16 protein-coding genes are annotated in these 17,417 nt (G+C 70.8%); 4 read left to right on the top strand and 12 right to left on the bottom strand.

The genetic code is table 11. The annotated features are described in order from the left end of the window. Positions 1-2 precede the first annotated feature (2 nt). The 8 genes from EOE48_RS13235 to serB all read right to left on the bottom strand — a co-directional run bounded on the left by EOE48_RS13235 (position 3) and on the right by serB (position 7,808). A complete protein-coding gene (locus tag EOE48_RS13235; protein ID WP_127729720.1) occupies positions 3-608 on the bottom strand; it encodes a K(+)-transporting ATPase subunit C in 606 nt (201 codons plus the stop codon). A gap of 280 nt (positions 609-888) precedes the next feature. Beyond that, the gene (gene kdpB / locus EOE48_RS13240; RefSeq protein ID WP_127729722.1) at positions 889-2,979 is read right to left on the bottom strand and encodes a potassium-transporting ATPase subunit KdpB; all 2,091 of its coding nucleotides are present in this window, start codon (positions 2,977-2,979) and stop codon (positions 889-891) included. A 362-nt stretch (positions 2,980-3,341) separates the two neighbouring features. After that, positions 3,342-3,527 carry a hypothetical protein gene (locus tag EOE48_RS13245; protein ID WP_127729724.1) on the bottom strand — a complete coding sequence of 62 codons (186 nt, stop codon included), beginning with the start codon at positions 3,525-3,527 and terminating at the stop codon, positions 3,342-3,344. A gap of 2 nt (positions 3,528-3,529) precedes the next feature. Further along, positions 3,530-5,245: a potassium-transporting ATPase subunit KdpA gene (gene kdpA, locus EOE48_RS13250; protein WP_127729726.1), complete on the bottom strand. Its 1,716-nt coding sequence runs from the start codon at positions 5,243-5,245 to the stop codon at positions 3,530-3,532. A 37-nt stretch (positions 5,246-5,282) separates the two neighbouring features. Further along, positions 5,283-5,372, bottom strand: coding sequence for a K(+)-transporting ATPase subunit F (locus EOE48_RS13255; RefSeq protein ID WP_127729728.1), 90 nt, complete (start codon positions 5,370-5,372; stop codon positions 5,283-5,285). A gap of 304 nt (positions 5,373-5,676) precedes the next feature. Next, positions 5,677-6,252, bottom strand: coding sequence for an HD domain-containing protein (locus tag EOE48_RS13260; RefSeq protein ID WP_127729791.1), 576 nt, complete (start codon positions 6,250-6,252; stop codon positions 5,677-5,679). Positions 6,253-6,272: 20 nt separating this feature from the next. Beyond that, positions 6,273-6,902 (bottom strand): DNA-3-methyladenine glycosylase I, encoded by a 630-nt coding sequence (locus EOE48_RS13265; RefSeq protein WP_127729730.1) that lies wholly within the window; start codon positions 6,900-6,902, stop codon positions 6,273-6,275. Next, positions 6,903-7,808 (bottom strand): phosphoserine phosphatase SerB, encoded by a 906-nt coding sequence (gene serB, locus EOE48_RS13270; protein WP_127729732.1) that lies wholly within the window; start codon positions 7,806-7,808, stop codon positions 6,903-6,905. Between the two features lie 37 nt (positions 7,809-7,845). Between serB and miaA the strand changes: the two genes are divergently transcribed. Next, the gene (miaA, locus tag EOE48_RS13275) at positions 7,846-8,757 is read left to right on the top strand and encodes a tRNA (adenosine(37)-N6)-dimethylallyltransferase MiaA (protein ID WP_127729734.1); all 912 of its coding nucleotides are present in this window, start codon (positions 7,846-7,848) and stop codon (positions 8,755-8,757) included. Between the two features lie 45 nt (positions 8,758-8,802). On the opposite strand, the gene EOE48_RS13280 is transcribed toward miaA, so the two are convergent. The 4 genes from EOE48_RS13280 to EOE48_RS13295 form a co-directional block, all read right to left on the bottom strand. Next, a complete protein-coding gene (locus EOE48_RS13280; protein ID WP_246154299.1) occupies positions 8,803-10,401 on the bottom strand; it encodes a trypsin-like peptidase domain-containing protein in 1,599 nt (532 codons plus the stop codon). 289 nt (positions 10,402-10,690) lie between these two features. Next, positions 10,691-11,566: an NAD(P)-dependent oxidoreductase gene (locus tag EOE48_RS13285; RefSeq protein WP_127729738.1), complete on the bottom strand. Its 876-nt coding sequence runs from the start codon at positions 11,564-11,566 to the stop codon at positions 10,691-10,693. Between the two features lie 102 nt (positions 11,567-11,668). Continuing rightward, entirely contained in the window at positions 11,669-13,018 is a 1,350-nt protein-coding gene (locus EOE48_RS13290) for a sensor histidine kinase (RefSeq protein WP_127729740.1), read from the bottom strand. Then, positions 13,015-13,683, bottom strand: coding sequence for a response regulator transcription factor (locus EOE48_RS13295; protein ID WP_127729742.1), 669 nt, complete (start codon positions 13,681-13,683; stop codon positions 13,015-13,017). Before EOE48_RS13295 ends, EOE48_RS13290 begins: the two co-directional genes overlap by 4 nt. Positions 13,684-13,822: 139 nt before the next feature. Here EOE48_RS13295 and EOE48_RS13300 point away from each other — a divergent pair, with 139 nt between their 5' ends. The 3 genes from EOE48_RS13300 (at position 13,823) to EOE48_RS13310 (ending at position 17,411) form a co-directional block, all read left to right on the top strand. Then, on the top strand, positions 13,823-14,494 hold the full coding sequence (locus tag EOE48_RS13300; RefSeq protein WP_127729744.1) for a DNA-binding protein: 672 nt from the start codon (positions 13,823-13,825) through the stop codon (positions 14,492-14,494). Between the two features lie 330 nt (positions 14,495-14,824). Beyond that, positions 14,825-16,093 carry a metallophosphoesterase family protein gene (locus tag EOE48_RS13305; protein WP_127729746.1) on the top strand — a complete coding sequence of 423 codons (1,269 nt, stop codon included), beginning with the start codon at positions 14,825-14,827 and terminating at the stop codon, positions 16,091-16,093. 46 nt (positions 16,094-16,139) lie between these two features. Further along, positions 16,140-17,411 carry an arsenic transporter gene (locus EOE48_RS13310; protein ID WP_127729748.1) on the top strand — a complete coding sequence of 424 codons (1,272 nt, stop codon included), beginning with the start codon at positions 16,140-16,142 and terminating at the stop codon, positions 17,409-17,411. Positions 17,412-17,417 lie beyond the last annotated feature (6 nt).

A 17,417-nucleotide genomic window follows, 5' to 3' on the forward strand; every position in this document is an offset into this window, starting at 1 on the left:
CCTCACTTGCGGGCAAGGTCGTCCAGCGCCAGGTTCAGCGCCAGCACGTTGACCCGGGGCTCGCCGAGAACCCCAAGAAGCCGGCCCTCGACCTGCCCCGTCACGAGGTCGCGCACCCGTTCCTCCGGCAGGTTGCGGGCTTTCGCGACCCGCTTCACCTGGAACAGGGCCGCCTCGGGCGACAGGTCCGGGTCGAGCCCCGACCCGCTCGTGGTCACGAGGTCGACCGGCACCGGCCGGTCCGGATTCTCGGATGTCAGCGCGTCGAGATCCGCCTTCACCCGCTCGGCCAGCGCCGCGCTGGTCGGCCCGAGATTCGAGCCCATCGAGTTCGCGGCGTTGTAGGGCGCCGGCACGGTCTTCGCGGCATCGGCCGGATCCGCCGCATTGGTGGCCGAGGGCCGGCCGTGGAAGTAGCCCGGGCTGGTGAAGCTCTGTCCGATCAGGCGCGAGCCGACGACGACGCCGTCGCGCTCGACCGGGCTGCCGGCGGCCTGGGCCGGAAACAGCGCGCCGGCGAGCCCGGTCACCGCGAGGGGGTAGGCGAGGCCGGTCACGGCGGTCATCGCGACCAGGAGGACGAGGGCGGGGCGAAGCGGGGTCGGCATGGGAAAACTCCTTCGGGCCCGGATTTCAGAGCCTATTTGAGCGATGGTCCATCGTATTTATCGCGCGAAGCACCCCTTTCCCGGACGACTGAAGCGATAGCGGAAGGAGATCCGGGATCCAGACGTCAGATGTGCCGCGAAGCGGCTCCGTGTGCCGGCACTGGCGCTGCATATGGACGCTTCGCGACTTCTTGTGCTGGATCCCGGATCTCCTTCCACTGCGTTCCAGTCGTCCGGGAAAGGGGGAGCTTGTTCTTTAAATCGAGAGTCAAACAGACTCTCAGGCGAGGTGGAGGGCGGTGACGGCGAGGTCGATGAGCTTGATGGCCACGAACGGCACCACGACGCCGCCGAGCCCGTAGACGAGGAGGTTGCGCCGCAGCAGCGACGCGGCTCCGACCGGCCGGTAGGCGACGCCGCGCAACGCCAGCGGGATCAGCGCCACGATGACGAGCGCGTTGAAGATGATCGCCGACAGGATCGCGCTCTGGGGCGAAGCCAGCCCCATCACGTTGAGCGCCTGCAGTTGCGGGTAGAGCCCGAGGAACATCGCCGGGATGATCGCGAAGTACTTCGCGACGTCGTTGGCGATCGAGAAGGTGGTGAGCGCGCCGCGCGTCATCAGCAGTTGCTTGCCGATGCCGACGATCTCGATGAGCTTGGTCGGGTCGGAATCGAGGTCGACCATGTTGCCGGCCTCGCGGGCCGCCACCGTGCCGGTGTTCATCGCCACGCCGACATCGGCCTGGGCGAGCGCCGGCGCGTCGTTGGTGCCGTCGCCGCACATCGCCACCAGCTTGCCCTTGGCCTGCTCGCGGCGGATCAGCGCCAGCTTGTCCTCCGGAGTGGCCTGGGCGAGGAAGTCGTCGACCCCGGCCTCGGCGGCGATCGCCGCGGCGGTGAGCGGGTTGTCGCCGGTGATCATCACCGTGCGGATGCCCATGCGGCGCAGCTCCGCGAAGCGCTCGCGGATGCCGCCCTTGACGATGTCCTTCAGGTCGACGACGCCGAGGAAGCGGCCGTCGCGGGCGACCGCGAGCGGCGTGCCGCCGGCCCGGGCGATCTCCTCGGCGATGGCGCGGATCTCGGTCGCCGCCGCCCGCTCGGCCTCGGGCCAGTGCGCGAGGGCGGCGCTGCCGCCGCCAGCCGCCATCGGCTGGCCGGTCACGGCGGCGATCACCGCCTCGACCGCCCCCTTGCGGATCGAGGATCCGTCGAGGTCGACCCCCGACATCCGCGACTGCGCGGTGAACGGCACGAAGGTGGCGTCGAGCCCGGCCATGTCGCGGGCGCGGATGCCGTACCGCTCCTTGGCCAGCACGACGATCGAGCGGCCCTCCGGGGTCTCGTCGGCCAGCGACGCGAGCTGGGCGGCGTCGGCCAGTTCCCCCTCCGAGACGCCGCGCACCGGGCGGAACGCGGTCGCCTGCCGGTTGCCCAGCGTGATGGTGCCGGTCTTGTCGAGGAGCAGCGTGTCGACGTCGCCCGCCGCCTCGACGGCGCGGCCCGACATCGCCAGCACGTTGAAGCGCACCAGCCGGTCCATGCCGGCGATGCCGATGGCCGACAGCAGCGCGCCGATCGTGGTCGGGATCAGGGTGACGAACAGGGCGACCAGCACGATCACCGGAATGGCGCCGCCGGCATAGGCGGCGAAGCTCGGGATCGTCGCCACCGCGAACACGAACACGAGGGTGAGGCCGGCGAGCAGGATGTTGAGCGCGATCTCGTTGGGGGTCTTCTGGCGCTCGGCGCCCTCGACCAGGGCGATCATCCGGTCGACGAAGGTCGAGCCGGCGGCCGCGGTGATGCGGACCTTGATCCGGTCCGACAGGACCTGGGTGCCGCCGGTCACCGCCGAGCGGTCGCCGCCGGATTCGCGGATCACCGGGGCGGATTCACCGGTGATCGCGGCCTCGTTGACCGAGGCCACGCCCTCGACGACCTCGCCGTCCGACGGGATCAGCTCGCCGGCCTCGACCAGCACGACGTCGCCGACCTTGAGGCTGGTCCCCGGCACGGTCTCGGTGGCCGGTCCGGCGCCGACGAGGCGCCGGGCGGTCGTCTCGGTGCGGGTGCGGCGCAGGGACTCGGCCTGGGCCTTGCCGCGGCCCTCGGCCAGCGCCTCGGCGACGTTGGCGAACAGCAGGGTGAACCACAGCCACAGGATGATCTGGCCGGAGAACAGCAGGTCGCCGCCGCCGGTGACGACGTCGCGCAGGAACAGGACCGTGGTGAGGACGGCCACCACCTCGACCACGAACATGACCGGGTTGCGGATCATGGCGCGGGGATCGAGCTTGGCGACGGCGCCGAGGAGCGCCGGCCCGAGGAGGGCGGCGCTGAACAGGGAGGAGGTCTGGCGAGACATGGTCGTTCGATGTCCGGAAGGGGGGTCGGACCCGGCCGGGCCGGGTCCGGGCAGAATCGGAGGGGTGCCGAAATGGCCGGCTCGGCGGATGAATCGGGGCGGCGGTCGTCCGCCCCCGCTGCCCTTGTCGAAGCCGGTTTTCGGTATGGCGCGGGTCTCCCTCTCCCGGGTGGGAGAGGGGACAGGGGTGAGGGTGGCTCGGGTCCAGAACCAATCGCTGACCGTCGAGCTGCGCAGCTCAACCGTTCAGGGCCATTGCGGAACCGTCTCCACCCTCACCCCTACCCCTCTCCCAATCGGGAGAGGGGATCCCGCGGTTGAAAATTAGACCGCTGAATCAGTCGCTTGGAATCATCTTCGATTCACGGGCCGAGCGCGCGGCCGATCAGGGTCGCGGCGGCGGTGAGCGCGAGCCCGCCGAGCAGGGCGAGGCCGAGGAGCGCCAGGATCAGGTCCGAGGCCCGGACCGGCGGGGCGCCGGGGCGGGTCGGCCGCGGCAGGGCCGGGTGGCGGTGCGAGAGGCGGCGCGAGGGGAGGGCGGCGGGCATGCTCAGCCTCCCGTCGCGAAGGTCTGGCCGGCCGCCCCGGCGAGGTGCTCGACCACCGGCCCGAGCGCCAGCGCCGGGAAGAAGGTGAGCCCGCCGAGGATCAGCACCACGCCGACGAGGAGGCCGACGAACAGGCCGCCATGGGTCGGGAAGGTGCCGGCGGAGGCCGGCAGGGTCTTCTTGGCCGCGAGCGAGCCGGCGATAGCGAGGACCGGGATCTTCACGAAGAACCGCCCGGCCAGCATCGCGACCGCGAGGGTGGCATTGTAGAACGGCGTGTTGGCCGACAATCCGCCGAAGGCCGAGCCGTTGTTGGCCGCCGCCGAGGTGTAGGCGTAGAGGATCTCCGAGAAGCCGTGCGGGCCGGCATTGGCGGGTCCCGCGAGGCCGGCGGGCAGCACGGTGGCGAGCGCCGTGAAGCCGAGCATCATCAGCGGCAGGCACAGGATGCCGAGCATCGCCATCTTGACCTCCCGCGCCTCGATCTTCTTGCCGAGGTATTCGGGAGTGCGCCCGACCATCAGGCCGGCGACGAAGATCGCCACCACGACGAAGGTCAGCATGCCGTAGAGGCCGGCGCCGACGCCGCCGATGACGACCTCGCCGAGCTGCATGTTGACGAGCGGGATCAGGCCGCCGAGCGCCGTGAGCGAGTCGTGCATGGCGTTGACGGCACCGCACGAGGCCGCGGTGGTGATGACGGCGAACAGGGCGGACGCGGCGATGCCGAAGCGGACCTCCTTGCCCTCCATGTTGCCGCCGGTGAGCCCGAGGCCGTTCAGTACCGGGCTGCCGGCCGCCTCGGCCCAGTAGGTCACGACCACGCCGGCGAGAAAGAGCACGCCCATCGCGGCGAGGATCGCCCAGCCCTGGCGCTCGTCGCCGACCATGCGGCCGAACACGTTGGTGAGCGCCGCCCCGATGGCGAAGATCGCCACCATCTGGAGGAAATTCGACAGCGCGGTCGGGTTCTCGAACGGGTGCGCGGCGTTGGCGTTGAAGAAGCCACCGCCGTTGGTGCCGAGCATCTTGACCGCGACCTGGCTCGCCACCGGGCCGACCGCGATGGTCTGCCGGGCGCCCTCCAGGGTGGTGGCGTCGAACGAACCGGCCAGCGTCTGCGGGATGCCCTGCCAGACCAGGAACAGCGCCATCACGAGGCAGAGCGGCAGCAGCAGGTAGAGGGTGGCCCGGGTCATGTCGACCCAGAACGAGCCCAGGGTGCGGGTCGAGGCGCGGGCGAAGCCGCGGATCAGCGCCACCGCGGTGGCGATGCCCGACGCCGCCGAGACGAAGTTCTGGTGGGTCAGCCCGACCATCTGGCTCAGGTGCGACAGCGTGGTCTCGCCGCCGTAGGACTGCCAGTTGGTGTTGGTGACGAAGCTCGCCGCGGTGTTGAAGGCGAGGTCGGGCGCCACCGCCGCCTGCCCGGCCGGATTGAGCGGCAGCAGCGCCTGCCACCGCAGGAGGGCGTAGAGCAGGACGAAGCCGAGGAGGTTGAACACCACCATCGCGCCGGCATAGCCGAGCCAGGTCTGCTCCTGGCGCGCGTCGATCCCGGCGGCGCGGTAGAGCCCGCGCTCGACCGGGGCGAGGAGGGGGGAGAGGAAGGTGCGCTCGCCGGAGAAGACGCGGGTCATGTAGAGACCGAGCGGCTTCACCAATGCCAGCACGACCGCGCAATAGAGCGCGATCTGGATCCAGCCGTTGGAAGTCATGAGGGAGAAGTCCTGGGGGAGAAGTCCCGCGGGCCGCTCAGAACCGCTCGGGGCGGACGAGGGCGACGGCGAGATAGGCGAGGAGGCCGAGCGTCACGGCGGCGCCGAGGGCGAGGTCGAGGGTCATGGCCCGGTTCTCACAGGCGGTCGCACAGGGCGACGTAGCCGGCGGAGAGGGCGAAGAACGCCAGTCCCGCGGCGAGGAAGACGGTGTCGAGCATGGTTGCGGTTCCGGTCCGGCCGGTCGGACGCGGCGCGGCCGCGGCCGGGGATGGCCGGACCGGAGAATGGCCCCGACCCGCGTGAGGGTTCGAGAGGGAGGCCGGGGCGCCGGCATAAGGATCGCGTGAGGATCCAGGCGCTCCGGGCCGGTTCGGCCGTCCCCGGGTCGGTTCAGCACCTCGCGACGCGCTTCGGGTGGGGACGGCCCCTCAACCGGCCGTCGCCTCCGCCACGAGCGCCTGGAAACAGGCCAGGAACCGCCCCTGCGCCTGCGCGGTCGGCCAGGGATCGAGGAGGTCGCCGAGGTCGGCCGTCACCGGCTCGGGCCGGCCGAACACCCGCAGCGCCTCGGCCGCGGAGAAGCCGGCGAGGCGGGTGGCCTCGTGGATGGCGGCGAGGCGGTCGGCGCGCTTGACGAGGCGCTCGGTGGCGGCGTCGGGCTCCGGCGACAGGCCGAAGCGCAGGCGGATCGCCGCGAGCAGCCGCAGCTCGACCGCCTTGTAGGAATGGCCGATCGCCGCCTTGAACGGCGAGATGATGTCGCCGATCACGTATTCGGGCGCGTCGTGCAGCAGCAGGTCGAGGCGGCCGGCGGCCGGCAGGTCCGGTGCCAGCGCCCGCCCCAGGGACTCGACCAGCAGGGAATGCTGGGCGACCGAGAAGACGTGCGGCCCGGCGGTCTGGCCGTTCCAGCGCGCGACCCGGGCGAGGCCGTGGGCGATGTCCTCGATCTCGACGTCGAGGGGCGAGGGGTCGAGCAGGTCGAGGCGGCGCCCCGACAGCATCCGCTGCCACGCCCGCCCGGTCACCGGGACGTCCCCGGCCCGCCGGGTCCCGGCATCGCCGCGCAGGGCCCGTGGCGGCAGCAGCCGACGAGGTGGTCGTTGACCAAGCCGACGGCCTGCATGAAGGCGTGGACGATGGTCGGGCCGCAGAAGCCGAAGCCCTTGGCCTTGAGCGCCCGCGATAGCCGCCGCGACGCCTCGGTCTCGGTGGCGATCCCGGCCCGGGTCGCGGCGCCGGTCTGGATCGGTCGCCCGTCGACGACGTCCCACAGGAAGGCCGAGAAGCCGGGGCCGCTCTCCTGGATCGCCAGCCACGCCTGGGCGCCGCGCACCGTCGCCCGGATCTTGGCGCGGTTGCGGATGATGCCGGCATCCTGCATCAGCGCCGCCTCGTCCGCGGCGGTGAAGCGCGCGATCGCCGCCGGATCGAAGCCCGCGAAGGCGCGGCGGAAGTTCTCGCGCCGGCGCAGGATGGTGATCCAGGACAGGCCGGCCTGGAACCCGTCGAGGATCAGCTTCTCGAACAGCGCCCGGTCGTCGGTCTCCGGCACGCCCCACTCGGTGTCGTGATAGACGACGTAGAGCGGATCGTGGCCCGGCCACCAGCAGCGGTCGCAGCCGTCGGGATGGGCGAGGAGGCCGTCGGTCATTCAGTCGGCGGACCCGACGAACTCGGCGGCGGAGAACCCCTGGAGGTACAGGAGGGCGGTGAGGTCGCCGTGCTCGACCCGGGCATGGGCGGCGGCGGCGACCGCGGGCTTGGCCCGGAACGCCACGCCGAGCCCGGCCTCCTGCAGCATCGCGAGGTCGTTGGCGCCGTCCCCGACCGCGAGGGTCTCGGTGTCGGCGAGCCCGAGGCGCCCGCGCAGTTCGACCAGCGCGTCGCGCTTGGCCTCGCGGCCGACGATCGGCTCCTCGACGGTGCCGGCGAGCGTCGCGCCGTCGACGACGAGGCGGTTCGCCCGGTGCTCGTCGAAGCCGAGGCGGGCGGCGATCGGCCCGGTGAACAGCGTGAACCCGCCGGAGACCAGCGCGGTGTGGGCGCCGTGCGCCTTCATGGTCTGCACCAGGGTGCGGCCGCCGGGCGTGAGCGAGATCTGCTCGGCGATCACCCCGTCGACGGCGGCGGCGTCGAGCCCCTTGAGCAGCGCCACCCGCTCGCGCAGGGCCGGCTCGAACGCGATCTCGCCGCGCATCGCCCGCTCGGTGATCGCGGCGACGCGGTCCTTGAGCCCGACCCGGTCGGCGAGCTCGTCGATGCATTCCTGCCCGATCATGGTCGAGTCCATGTCGGCGAGAAACAGCCGCTTGCGCCGGTGCGGCCCGGCCGGCAGGACCGCGACGTCGATCGGCTCGCCGGCGAGCGCCGTCCGCAGCCGCTCGGCCAGCGCCGGGGCCGAGGCGGGGTTGCCCGGCGCCTGGATCTCGGCCGCGACCTCGCCGTGCAGGATGCGCGGCTGGTGCTCGGTCGCCAGGACCCGCCGCGCCTCGGCCAGCACCGCGTCGGTGATGGCGGGGCGGCCGGGGTTTGCTATCAGGGTGGCCACGAGGGTCATCGGCGGGCTCGTCCGCGGGGTTGAGTGAGGGCGGCGGATGGTCGGGGGCGTTCGGGCGATCCTCATCGCAGGGCCGACCGCCTCGGGCAAGTCGGCCCTGGCGCTGGCCCTGGCCCGCGCACGGGGCGGCGTGGTGGTCAACGCCGACTCGATGCAGGTCTACCGCGACCTGCGGGTGCTCTCGGCCCGGCCGAATCCGGAGGAGGAGGCGCAGGTCCCCCACCGCCTCTACGGCCACGTCGACGGCGCGGTGAATTTTTCCGTCGGCCACTACCTCGCCGACGCGGCGGCGGTGCTCGTCGAATGCTGGGAGGCCGGGCGGTTGCCGATCGTCGTCGGCGGCACCGGGCTGTATTTCCACGCCCTCACCGAGGGCCTGTCGGAGATCCCGCCGGTGCCGGACGCGGTGCGGGCGGCGGTGCGCGCCGGGGCCGAGGGCCGCGAGACGCCCGACCTGCACCGGGATCTGGCCGGCCGCGACCCCGAGGGGGCGGCGCGGCTCGACCCGCACGACCGCCTGCGGGTGCTGCGCGCCCTCGAAGTGCTGGCGGCGACCGGCCGCCCGCTGGCGGCGTTCCACGGCCGGCGCCGGCCCGGGCCTCTCGCCGGGCTGCCGTGCGAAAAGCTCTTCCTGACCCCGGACCGCGCGGCCCTGCGCGCCCGGATCGACGCCCGCTTCGCCGCGATGATGGCGGCGGGCGCCCTCGACGAGGTGGCGGCCCTGCGCGCGCGCCGCCTCGACCCGCTGCTGCCGGTGATGCGCGCCCACGGCGTGCCGGGCCTGATCGCCCATCTCGACGGCACCGCGACCCGCGACGAGGCGGTGGCCAGGGGACAGGCCGACACCCGCCGCTACGCCAAGCGGCAGGTGACGTGGTTCCGCCATCAGGCGGGGGCGGAGTGGCGGTGGGTCAGCCCGGAGGCGGCGGTGGAGGGGGTAAGAATGTGAGAGCGCCGAACCTGCAGGTACACTCCTATGCAACGTGTAGAAATATCAGCCCCGAACTTCTTCTATCTTCTTAGAAACTCCCTCTGGCCGCTCACGCAGCCAGTCGTTCAGCACCCCGATATGCGTTGCAAAATCTCTTCCCTCTCCAGGCCCGCCTCTATGAATAATACCAACCACTTTGTTGTCAGAATCAAGCAAAGGACCACCCGACATTCCTTGTGTAAGCTTTTGAGTAACCTCAACTAATCTGACGCCGCTTTTCGCGGGCAGTGAACTTATCTTGCCTTCTCGAACATTCAATCTATCGCCTTTTGCAAATCCCGGAAATCCCACCGCAGTCATATTATCGCCGACTTGAACAACACGGAATGAACTTTCTAACTCGAAGAATTCCGTAAGAGGTATAGAATGCTCTAGAATGGCGATGTCTCGATGCTTATCTATTCCGACAACCGTTGCCGCGAACAAATTATTAGGCTTACTTGGATGATATAGACTAATTTGCTGGAGTCCAGTCGCCTCTTCAACACAATGAGCAGCCGTCACCAAGCCAACCCCCTTGAGAAAGAAGGCGCTTCCTTGTGCCATATCTCCTTCAGAATGTTCTACGACCCAAACTGCTCTATCTCTGACCTCTTCGGGCGTTGGTATCACTTCGATTTTTCTGCGATTTGGAAAGCACAGATTGTAACGAACCGCTATGGCCCTGAAAACTGGGTCAGACTGACCACGAATGTAACGGAGCCAAGTGATTTTGCCTTCAAGATGCGCTCCCAAGCTAGATCGACCACCATATTTGATTTGATATTTATCCTGCGCAGCCGTTTCTCCAATGGTCTGCACTGAATAAAGAGCCGATCTAATGTTACGTATATAGCGTCGGTCAACGTTAATGATTTCGTTGATTTTTAGCCCAGTGACCATACGGCGCATGTTCGGATCCGCATAATGCGCCTTATTAGCATTCAAAACAAATCCGTTTCCGCTGATAATTTGACGCAATTCAGAAGCAAGCTGATTCGGATCAAAACGCCCAGGGAACGGCGCCGCCCCTTCAAATAATACCGTCATCGGCCGATAACCTGAAAAAGTTATATCATCTGCGTAGCGGGTATAAATAAGACGCATTTCCTTAGCCATCGACATCAAACTTTTATCCATCTTGAAGCATATCATATTGGAAATCACCGGACTTGTTGGCGCACCCTGAGGAAGATGGCCATTACAACAACAAAATTTTGCAATTATCTGGCTTACACTTCTTTCGATTCCCAAAGAATTCAATACACCAATTACGCGATTCTCAGTAATCGAAGGAAAGAAGTCCTTCAAGTCAATATTAACAATGTATTTCTTTTTTAGATGCGACAGCGCATTAGTTTTTACTGATTTTTCTTTGACGAAACCATGAACAGGATTTCTAACTCTGTAGATTTGATTGAGCAAGACTGCGATACGTCTCTGAATATATTTCAGCCGATTGTTTGGTGCCGCAATAGCTCGAACTTTGCCTTTTTTACTGCCAAGCTCGAATTTGCGATACATTCGCTCGCGATACCACCAGACGAATTTTAACTCCTTCGTGGAAATTGCCAAATATTCTAGTAGTTTTTCTTCGGATTTTAATTCGCAGGGAATGGCCACCGACACGATCGGAAAGCCGAAAGCAGACGATGATGGCACGAGGTCTCCCCCTCCAATCACGCCATGGTCATCGTGCTGACCGGGGCGTGCACTATCTACTCAGACATCCGCTCTTACGCCGCAGTTACAACAGCGCGCATGCGAGGGGGGAGACCTCGTACTGAGTGCCTTAGCACTCATACCCCAAGGCATCCAGTACCATTACAGCCCCCCCGCTCCACTACCTAGCAGGAACTGCCGCAATAACAGCCCCCGCCGGAGCACCACCCACCCCGGCGGCGGCGCCCCGCTAACTCCGGTCCCGCTCCAGCCGCGCGATGAGGCTCGACGTGTCCCAGCGGCCGCCGCCCATCGTCTGCACCTCGGCGTAGAACTGGTCGATCAGCGCGGTGGTCGGCAGCAGCGCCTTGTTGTGGCGTGCCTCGGCCAGCACGATCGACAGGTCCTTGCGCATCCAGTCGACCGCGAAGCCGAAGTCGAATGTGTTCCGGTTCATGGTCTTGCCGCGGTTCTCCATCTGCCAGGAGCCGGCGGCGCCCTTGGCGATCACGTCGAGGACCGCCTCGATGTCGAGACCGGCGCGCTTGCCGAAATGGATGCCCTCGGCGAGGCCCTGGACCAGCCCGGCGATGCAGATCTGGTTGACCATCTTGGTGAGCTGGCCGGCGCCGGCCGGGCCCATCAGGCGGCAGGCCCGGGCGTAGGACTGGATCACCGGCTCGACCCGGGCGTAGGTCTCCGGGTCGCCGCCGCACATCACCGTGAGCACGCCGTTCTCGGCGCCGGCCTGCCCGCCGGAGACCGGCGCGTCGACGAAGCCGAAGCCGCCCTCGTGCGCCGCCCCCGAAAGCTCGCGCGCCACCTCGGCCGAGGCGGTGGTGTGGTCGACGAAGACCGTGCCCCGGCCCATCGCCGCGAAGGCGCCGTCCGGCCCGGTCGTCACCGAGCGCAGGTCGTCGTCGTTGCCGACGCAGGCGAAGACGATCTCCTGGCCCCGCGCCGCCTCGGCCGGCGTCGCGGCGGAGCGGCCGCCATGGGCCGAGACCCAGGCCCGCGCCTTGTCCTCGGTGCGGTTGTAGACGGTGACCTCGTGGCCCTTGGCGGCGAGGTGCCGGGCCATCGGCCCGCCCATCACGCCGAGCCCGAGAAACGCGACCTTCGCCATGACCCACTCCTCCCGCGCCGGCGCATCCCGGCCGTTGCGGCCCGGTGTAGTGAGGCGGGACCGCCGCCGTCAAACCCGCAACCGCAGCGGGTGGTCGGGCGCTCAGGCCGGCAGGGCCAGCCGCACGGCGAGGCCGCCGAGGCCGGAGGTCTCGAGCGCGAGCGAGCCGCCGTAGAGCTCGGCGAGTTCCAGCGCGATCGGCAGGCCGAAGCCGTGGCCGGGGCGGCTCTCGTCGAGGCGCCGCCCCCGCTGCAGCACCGCCTCCCGCGCCGCGGCGTCGAGGCCCGGCCCGTCATCCTCGACCCGCACCACGACCTGCGCGCCCTCGCGCCGGGCGGAGACCGCGACCCGGCCGCGGCACCAGCGGCAGGCGTTGTCGACGAGGTTGCCGAGCATCTCGTCGAGGTCCTGCGGGTCGCAGGCGACCCCGAGCCCGTCCGGGATCGCGGTCGCGACGGCGATCTCCCGGCCGGCATGGATCCGGGTCAGCGCCAGCCGCAGGTCGGCGACGTGGGCGGCGAGGTCGGCCCGGCTCCGGGCCGGACCGCCCAGCGCCGCCGCGCGGGCCCGGCGCAGGTGGTGGCGGATGCGCCGGTCCATGCCCTCGACCAGCGGCGCCAGCGAGCCGTCGCGGTCGGCGCCGGGCTCGGCCAGCGCCATCGCCAGGGTCGCGAGCGGCGTCTTCAGCCCGTGGGCGAGGTTGGCGACGTGGCCGCGGGCGTGCTCCAGTTGCGCGGCGTTCTGGTCGAGCAGGGCGTTCATCTCGGCGACGAGCGGGCGGATCTCCGCCGGCTGGCGCTCGGGCAGCCGGTCGAGGCGGCCGGCCCGCACCCGGGCGAGCTGGTCGCGCAGCCCCCGCAGGGGGCGCAGGCCGAGGCGGACCTGGAGCATCACGCCGGCGAACAGGAAGACGCCGATCACCGCGAGGCAGAGGGCGAGCGTGCGCAGGGCCTCCCAGACCGGCCCGCGCAGGGCCGCCTCCGGCGCCGCGGCGGCGAAGACCGTCGGCGGACCGCCGGCCGGGCCGGGGACGGTCAGGACCCGCAGGATCAGGCCCTCGCCCCACGGGCCGGTGCCGTCGGCGGGGGCGGGGGCGTCCGGGTCGCGCCGCCGGGCCGGGAGCGCCGGAACCGCGAGGCGGCGCCCGTCGAGGGAGGCGGAGCCGAGCACCGCGTCGCCGCGGCGGATCTGCCAGTACCAGCCCGAGCCGGGCCGGTCGAAGGGCGGCCCGTCGCGGTCGCGCCCGAGGGAGAGGGCGCCCGGTCCGCCGCGCAGGTCCGAGACCAGGGACAGGAGGCGGTCGTCGAGGCGGCCGTCGAGCTGCCCGCGCACGAAGCGGTGCAGGACGAAGCCGATCGACAGCCCGGCCGCCACCACGGCGACCCCGAGAAACAACCCGGCGGCGAGGAGGAGCCGGCGCTGCAGCGAGCCCGGCGCGCCGGCGGGATTCACGCGCCGCCCCCCGGCATCAGCCGGTAGCCGTGGCCGCGCACGGTCTCGATGACGGCCGGGGCGATCTTGCGGCGCAGGCGGGTGATGATGACCTCGACCGAGTTCGAATCGACCTCGGCGTCGCCGTCGTAGACCCGTTCGAGGAGGTGGCTGCGCGCCACCACCGCCTCCTTGCGCAGGATCAGGCAGCACAGGACGCGCCATTCGAGGCCGGTGAGCCGCAGCGGCAGGCCGTGATGCTCGACGGTGCCGAGGCCGGGATCGTAGGCCAGCGGCCCGCAGGTGACCCGCGGCGCCCCGTTCGCCTGCGCCCGCCGCACCAGGGCGCGCAGGCGCATCACCAGTTCCTCGACCCGCACCGGCTTGACGAGGTAGTCGTCGGCCCCGGCCTTGAAGCCCGCGACCTTGTCGCTCCAGCCGTCGCGGGCGGTCAGCACCAGCACCGGCATCGTGCGCCCGGCGGCGCGCCAGTCGCGGAGCACCGACACGCCGTCGCGGCCGGGCAGGCCGAGATCGAGCACGACGGCGTCGTAGGTCTCGGTCTCGCCGAGATGGCCGGCATCGACGCCGTCGCGGGCGACGTCGAGGGCGAAGCCCTCGGCGCGCAGCACCCGCGCCACCTCGGCGGCGAGCGGGACGTCGTCCTCGACCAGCAGGATCTTCATCGCGGTTCGCATCCCGGCACCGGGCGCCCCTAGCGGGGGCGGTTTAACCGAACCTGAACGGCCCGGTTCAGCGAGGGTTTCGGGCCGTGCCGTAGAGATCCGCCAACCCGAGAGGGACCACCGACGAGGACGAGACATCATGAGCGACGACAGGATCATCGACGGCACCGCGCAGGCCGTGACCGAGCCGGCCCCGAACCCGGCCCGGCGCCGCCGCACCCGCCGCGGCCTCGCCGCCGGCGCGGTGGCGGTGCCGCTCGCCCTCGGGGCGGTCGGGCTGTCGCTGGCCCGCCCCGGCGACGCCTTCATCCCGACCCCGGTCGCGCCGACCGCGATCTCGGCCCTGGCGCCCTCGGGCGCCATCGCGGCCCGGGGCGAGGTCGCCGAGATCTTCGGCAACAAGTTCGTGCTCCAGGACGGCACCGGCCGGGCCCTGGTCGAGACCGGGCGCGCCGGCGAGGGCGGGACGCTGGTGGCCAAGGGCGAGACCGTCACGGTCCAGGGCCGGTTCGAGAACGGGTTCCTGCACGCGAGCGTCCTCACCCGCGCCGACGGGTCGCCGGTGCCGCTCGGCCGGGCCGGCGGCCCGCCGCCCGGCTCGCTCGACTGGGCCCGGGACGCGGTCGGGCTCGGGCCGAACCCGGACCTGCCCGCCCTGACCGCGATGGTGGAGCGGGCCGGCTACGCCGAGGTGCGGGTCACCGGGCGCGGCCCGCGCCACCTGGAGGTCGCGGCCAAGGGCGCGGACGGCCGCGAGCGGCTGCTCCATGTCGGCCTCGACGGCCGCATCCGCGAGCGTCCGCTGCTGTGAGGCGGAGCGGGCGACGCGGGAGGGTCGGAACAGCGGCCCCCCTCGGCGAACTCGCCTAGGCGGTCCCGCCTAAGCATCATTCGCCGAAATGGTTGCCGTTTCGGCGAAGAAAATGATGCAGGAACAGGCACCTAAGCAGAGTTGCCCTATGCAACTCTGCTTAGGCGGAGCGGCCGAAGGAACCGGGCCCGCGGCCGGGGACTTGAGCGGCGGCTGGCCAAGGCGTCGTTGCGTCACCTCGGGACGAGGCCCGCCGTCGCTGGAGACGTGCCCATGTCAGCCGAAGTCGATCCGCCCGGGCCCGAGGTCCGCCGGCGCGGGGAATCCGGGATGACCGCGAACCCGCCGGGGGAGGGCGACCCGTTCGTCCTGCTCCATGTCGGCGACCTCCACCTGACCACGCCCGAGGCGGCGAGCGCCCGCGACCTCGACGCCATCCTCGCCCGGATCGCCGGCCTGCCGCGGGCGGCGTTCGACTTCGCGTACCTGCCCGGCGACATCGCGGAGGACGGCACGCAGGCGCAGTACGCGATCCTGCGGGCGGCGCTGGCGCGCCATCCCGACCTGCCGGTCCGGCTGATCCCGGGCGACCACGACCGCCAGCACGGCACGATCGCGGCCTTCGACGCGCTGTTCGCCGAGATCGCCGGCAGCCCCCGGGGCGGCGGGCACCGCGCCGTCCCCCACCGGCTGCCGCGCCCCGAGGTCGAGAAGGAGGTCCGGCACTTCTGCTACGCCGAGACCGTGGCGGGGGTGCGCTGCCTGTTCGTCGACATGGTCAGCCCCGGCTACGGCCGGAAGGGCGTCGGCCTCGACTTCCGGATCGGCGCGCCGCAGATGGCCTGGCTCGCCGGCGAGATCGCGGAGGCCGCCGCCGGCGACCGGCCCTGCGCGGTGTTCCTGCACGCCTACCCGGACGACCTGCGCCCGCCGCAGGAGCGGCTCGACCTCGCCGGGCTGCTGTGGGACGGGCGGGTGCGCCTCGTCGAGATGGGCCACACCCACTACAACGAACTCGCGCATGACGGGCGGACGCTGTACGCCGCCGCCCGCTCGGTCGGGCAGAACGAGGACGGCTCGGTCGGCTACGCGGTCGCGGCCATCGACGGCCCGGTGACGAGCTGGCGCTTCCGGCCCCTCGACCGCACCGCGCCCTTCGTGCTGGTCACCAGCCCGGCCGACCGCCGCCTCGCCACCCGCCCGTCGACCGAGGCGGCCGCCGGCCTGGTCCGCGACGCCCAGGGCCGCATCCGCGTGCGCGCCCTGGTGCTGTCCGACCGCGAGCCGGCGCTGTGCCGCTGCCGGGCCGATCACGGGCCCTGGACCGCGATGACCCGGGTCTCGGCCCGGATCTTCGAGGGCCGCCTGCCGTGGCCGGCCGGGTCGCGGGTGCTGCGGGTCGAGGCCGCGGACCCGCGCTGGCCCGGCCACGGACCGGATTTCGTCGACGCGGACGCGATCGAGCCGCCCGCCGCGGCCGGGGACGCGCCGGCGATTCCGGAGCGTCCCGGCAGCGACACGTTCCGCATCGGGGTCTGGCCCGGTAAGGGCGTGCGCGGCGACCAGCTCGGGCCGAACCGGGCCGGGCGCCAATGGTGAGCGGCGCCCGCCGCATCCTCCCCCTCCCACACGAGAGACGACGACCGTGGCTGCTGCCCTCGGGCTCCCCCTGAACCTGACCACCTGGTCCATCGCCGCCCTGGCGACCCTCGGCGTGATCCTGCGGCCGTTCTCCTGGCCCGAGGCGATCTGGGCGGTGGCGGGCGCTCTCCTGCTCGTCGCCCTCGGCCTGCTGCCCTGGCCGGTGGCGCTCGACGGCGTCGCCAAGGGCACCGACGTCTACCTGTTCCTCGTCGGCATGATGCTGCTGTCGGAGATCGCCCGGAAGGAGGGGCTGTTCGACTGGCTCGCCGCCCACGCGGTGCGGGCCGCCCGGGGCTCGGCGACGCGGCTCTTTTGGCTCGTCTACGTCGTCGGCACCGTGGTGACGGTGTTCCTCTCCAACGACGCCTGCGCGGTGGTGCTGACCCCGGCGGTGTTCGCCGCCACCAAGGCGGCCGGCGTGAAGGAGCCGCTGCCCTACCTGTTCATCTGCGCCTTCATCGCCAACGCGGCGAGCTTCGTGCTGCCGATCTCGAACCCGGCCAACCTCGTGGTGTTCGCCGAGCACATGCCGCCGCTCGGCCGCTGGCTCGCCACCTTCACCCTGCCGTCGGTGCTCGCCATCGTGGCGACCTACGCGGTGCTCTACCTCACCCAGCGCCGCGACCTGCGGTCCGAGACGGTGGCGACCGATGTCGCGATCCCGTCGCTGCGGCTCGGCGGCAAGGTCGCGGGCGCCGGCATCGTCGCCACCGGGGCGGCGCTGATCGGCGCCTCGGCCGCCGGCATCGAGCTCGGCCTGCCGACCTTCGCGGCCGGTCTCGCCACGACGCTCGTGGTGCTGCTCCTCAACCGCGGCGGCGTGGTCGAAGTGGTGCGGGACGTGTCGTGGAGCGTGCTGCCGCTCGTCGCCGGGCTGTTCGTGCTGGTCGAGGCGCTGGAGAAGACCGGCGTGCTCGCGATGCTCGCCGACCTGCTGCGCCGGGCCGCCGCCGCCGACCCGGCCACGACCGCCTGGGCCGGGGGCGCCGCCGTGGCGTTCGGCTCCAACCTCGTCAACAACCTGCCGGCGGGGCTGCTCGCCGGCGCGGCGGTGCAGGCCGCGCACGTTTCGGACAAGGTCGCGGGCGCGATCCTGATCGGGGTCGATCTCGGGCCCAACCTCTCGGTCACCGGCTCGCTGGCGACGATCCTCTGGCTCACCGCGATCCGGCGCGAGGGCGAGGACGTGTCGGCGTGGCGCTTCCTGAAGCTCGGATTCCTGGTGATGCCGCCGGCCCTCGTCCTGGCGCTCGCCGCCCTGATCCTCGTCTGACCCCCG

The sequence above is a fragment of the Methylobacterium oryzihabitans genome, from assembly GCF_004004555.2.
Lineage (GTDB): Bacteria > Pseudomonadota > Alphaproteobacteria > Rhizobiales > Beijerinckiaceae > Methylobacterium > Methylobacterium oryzihabitans.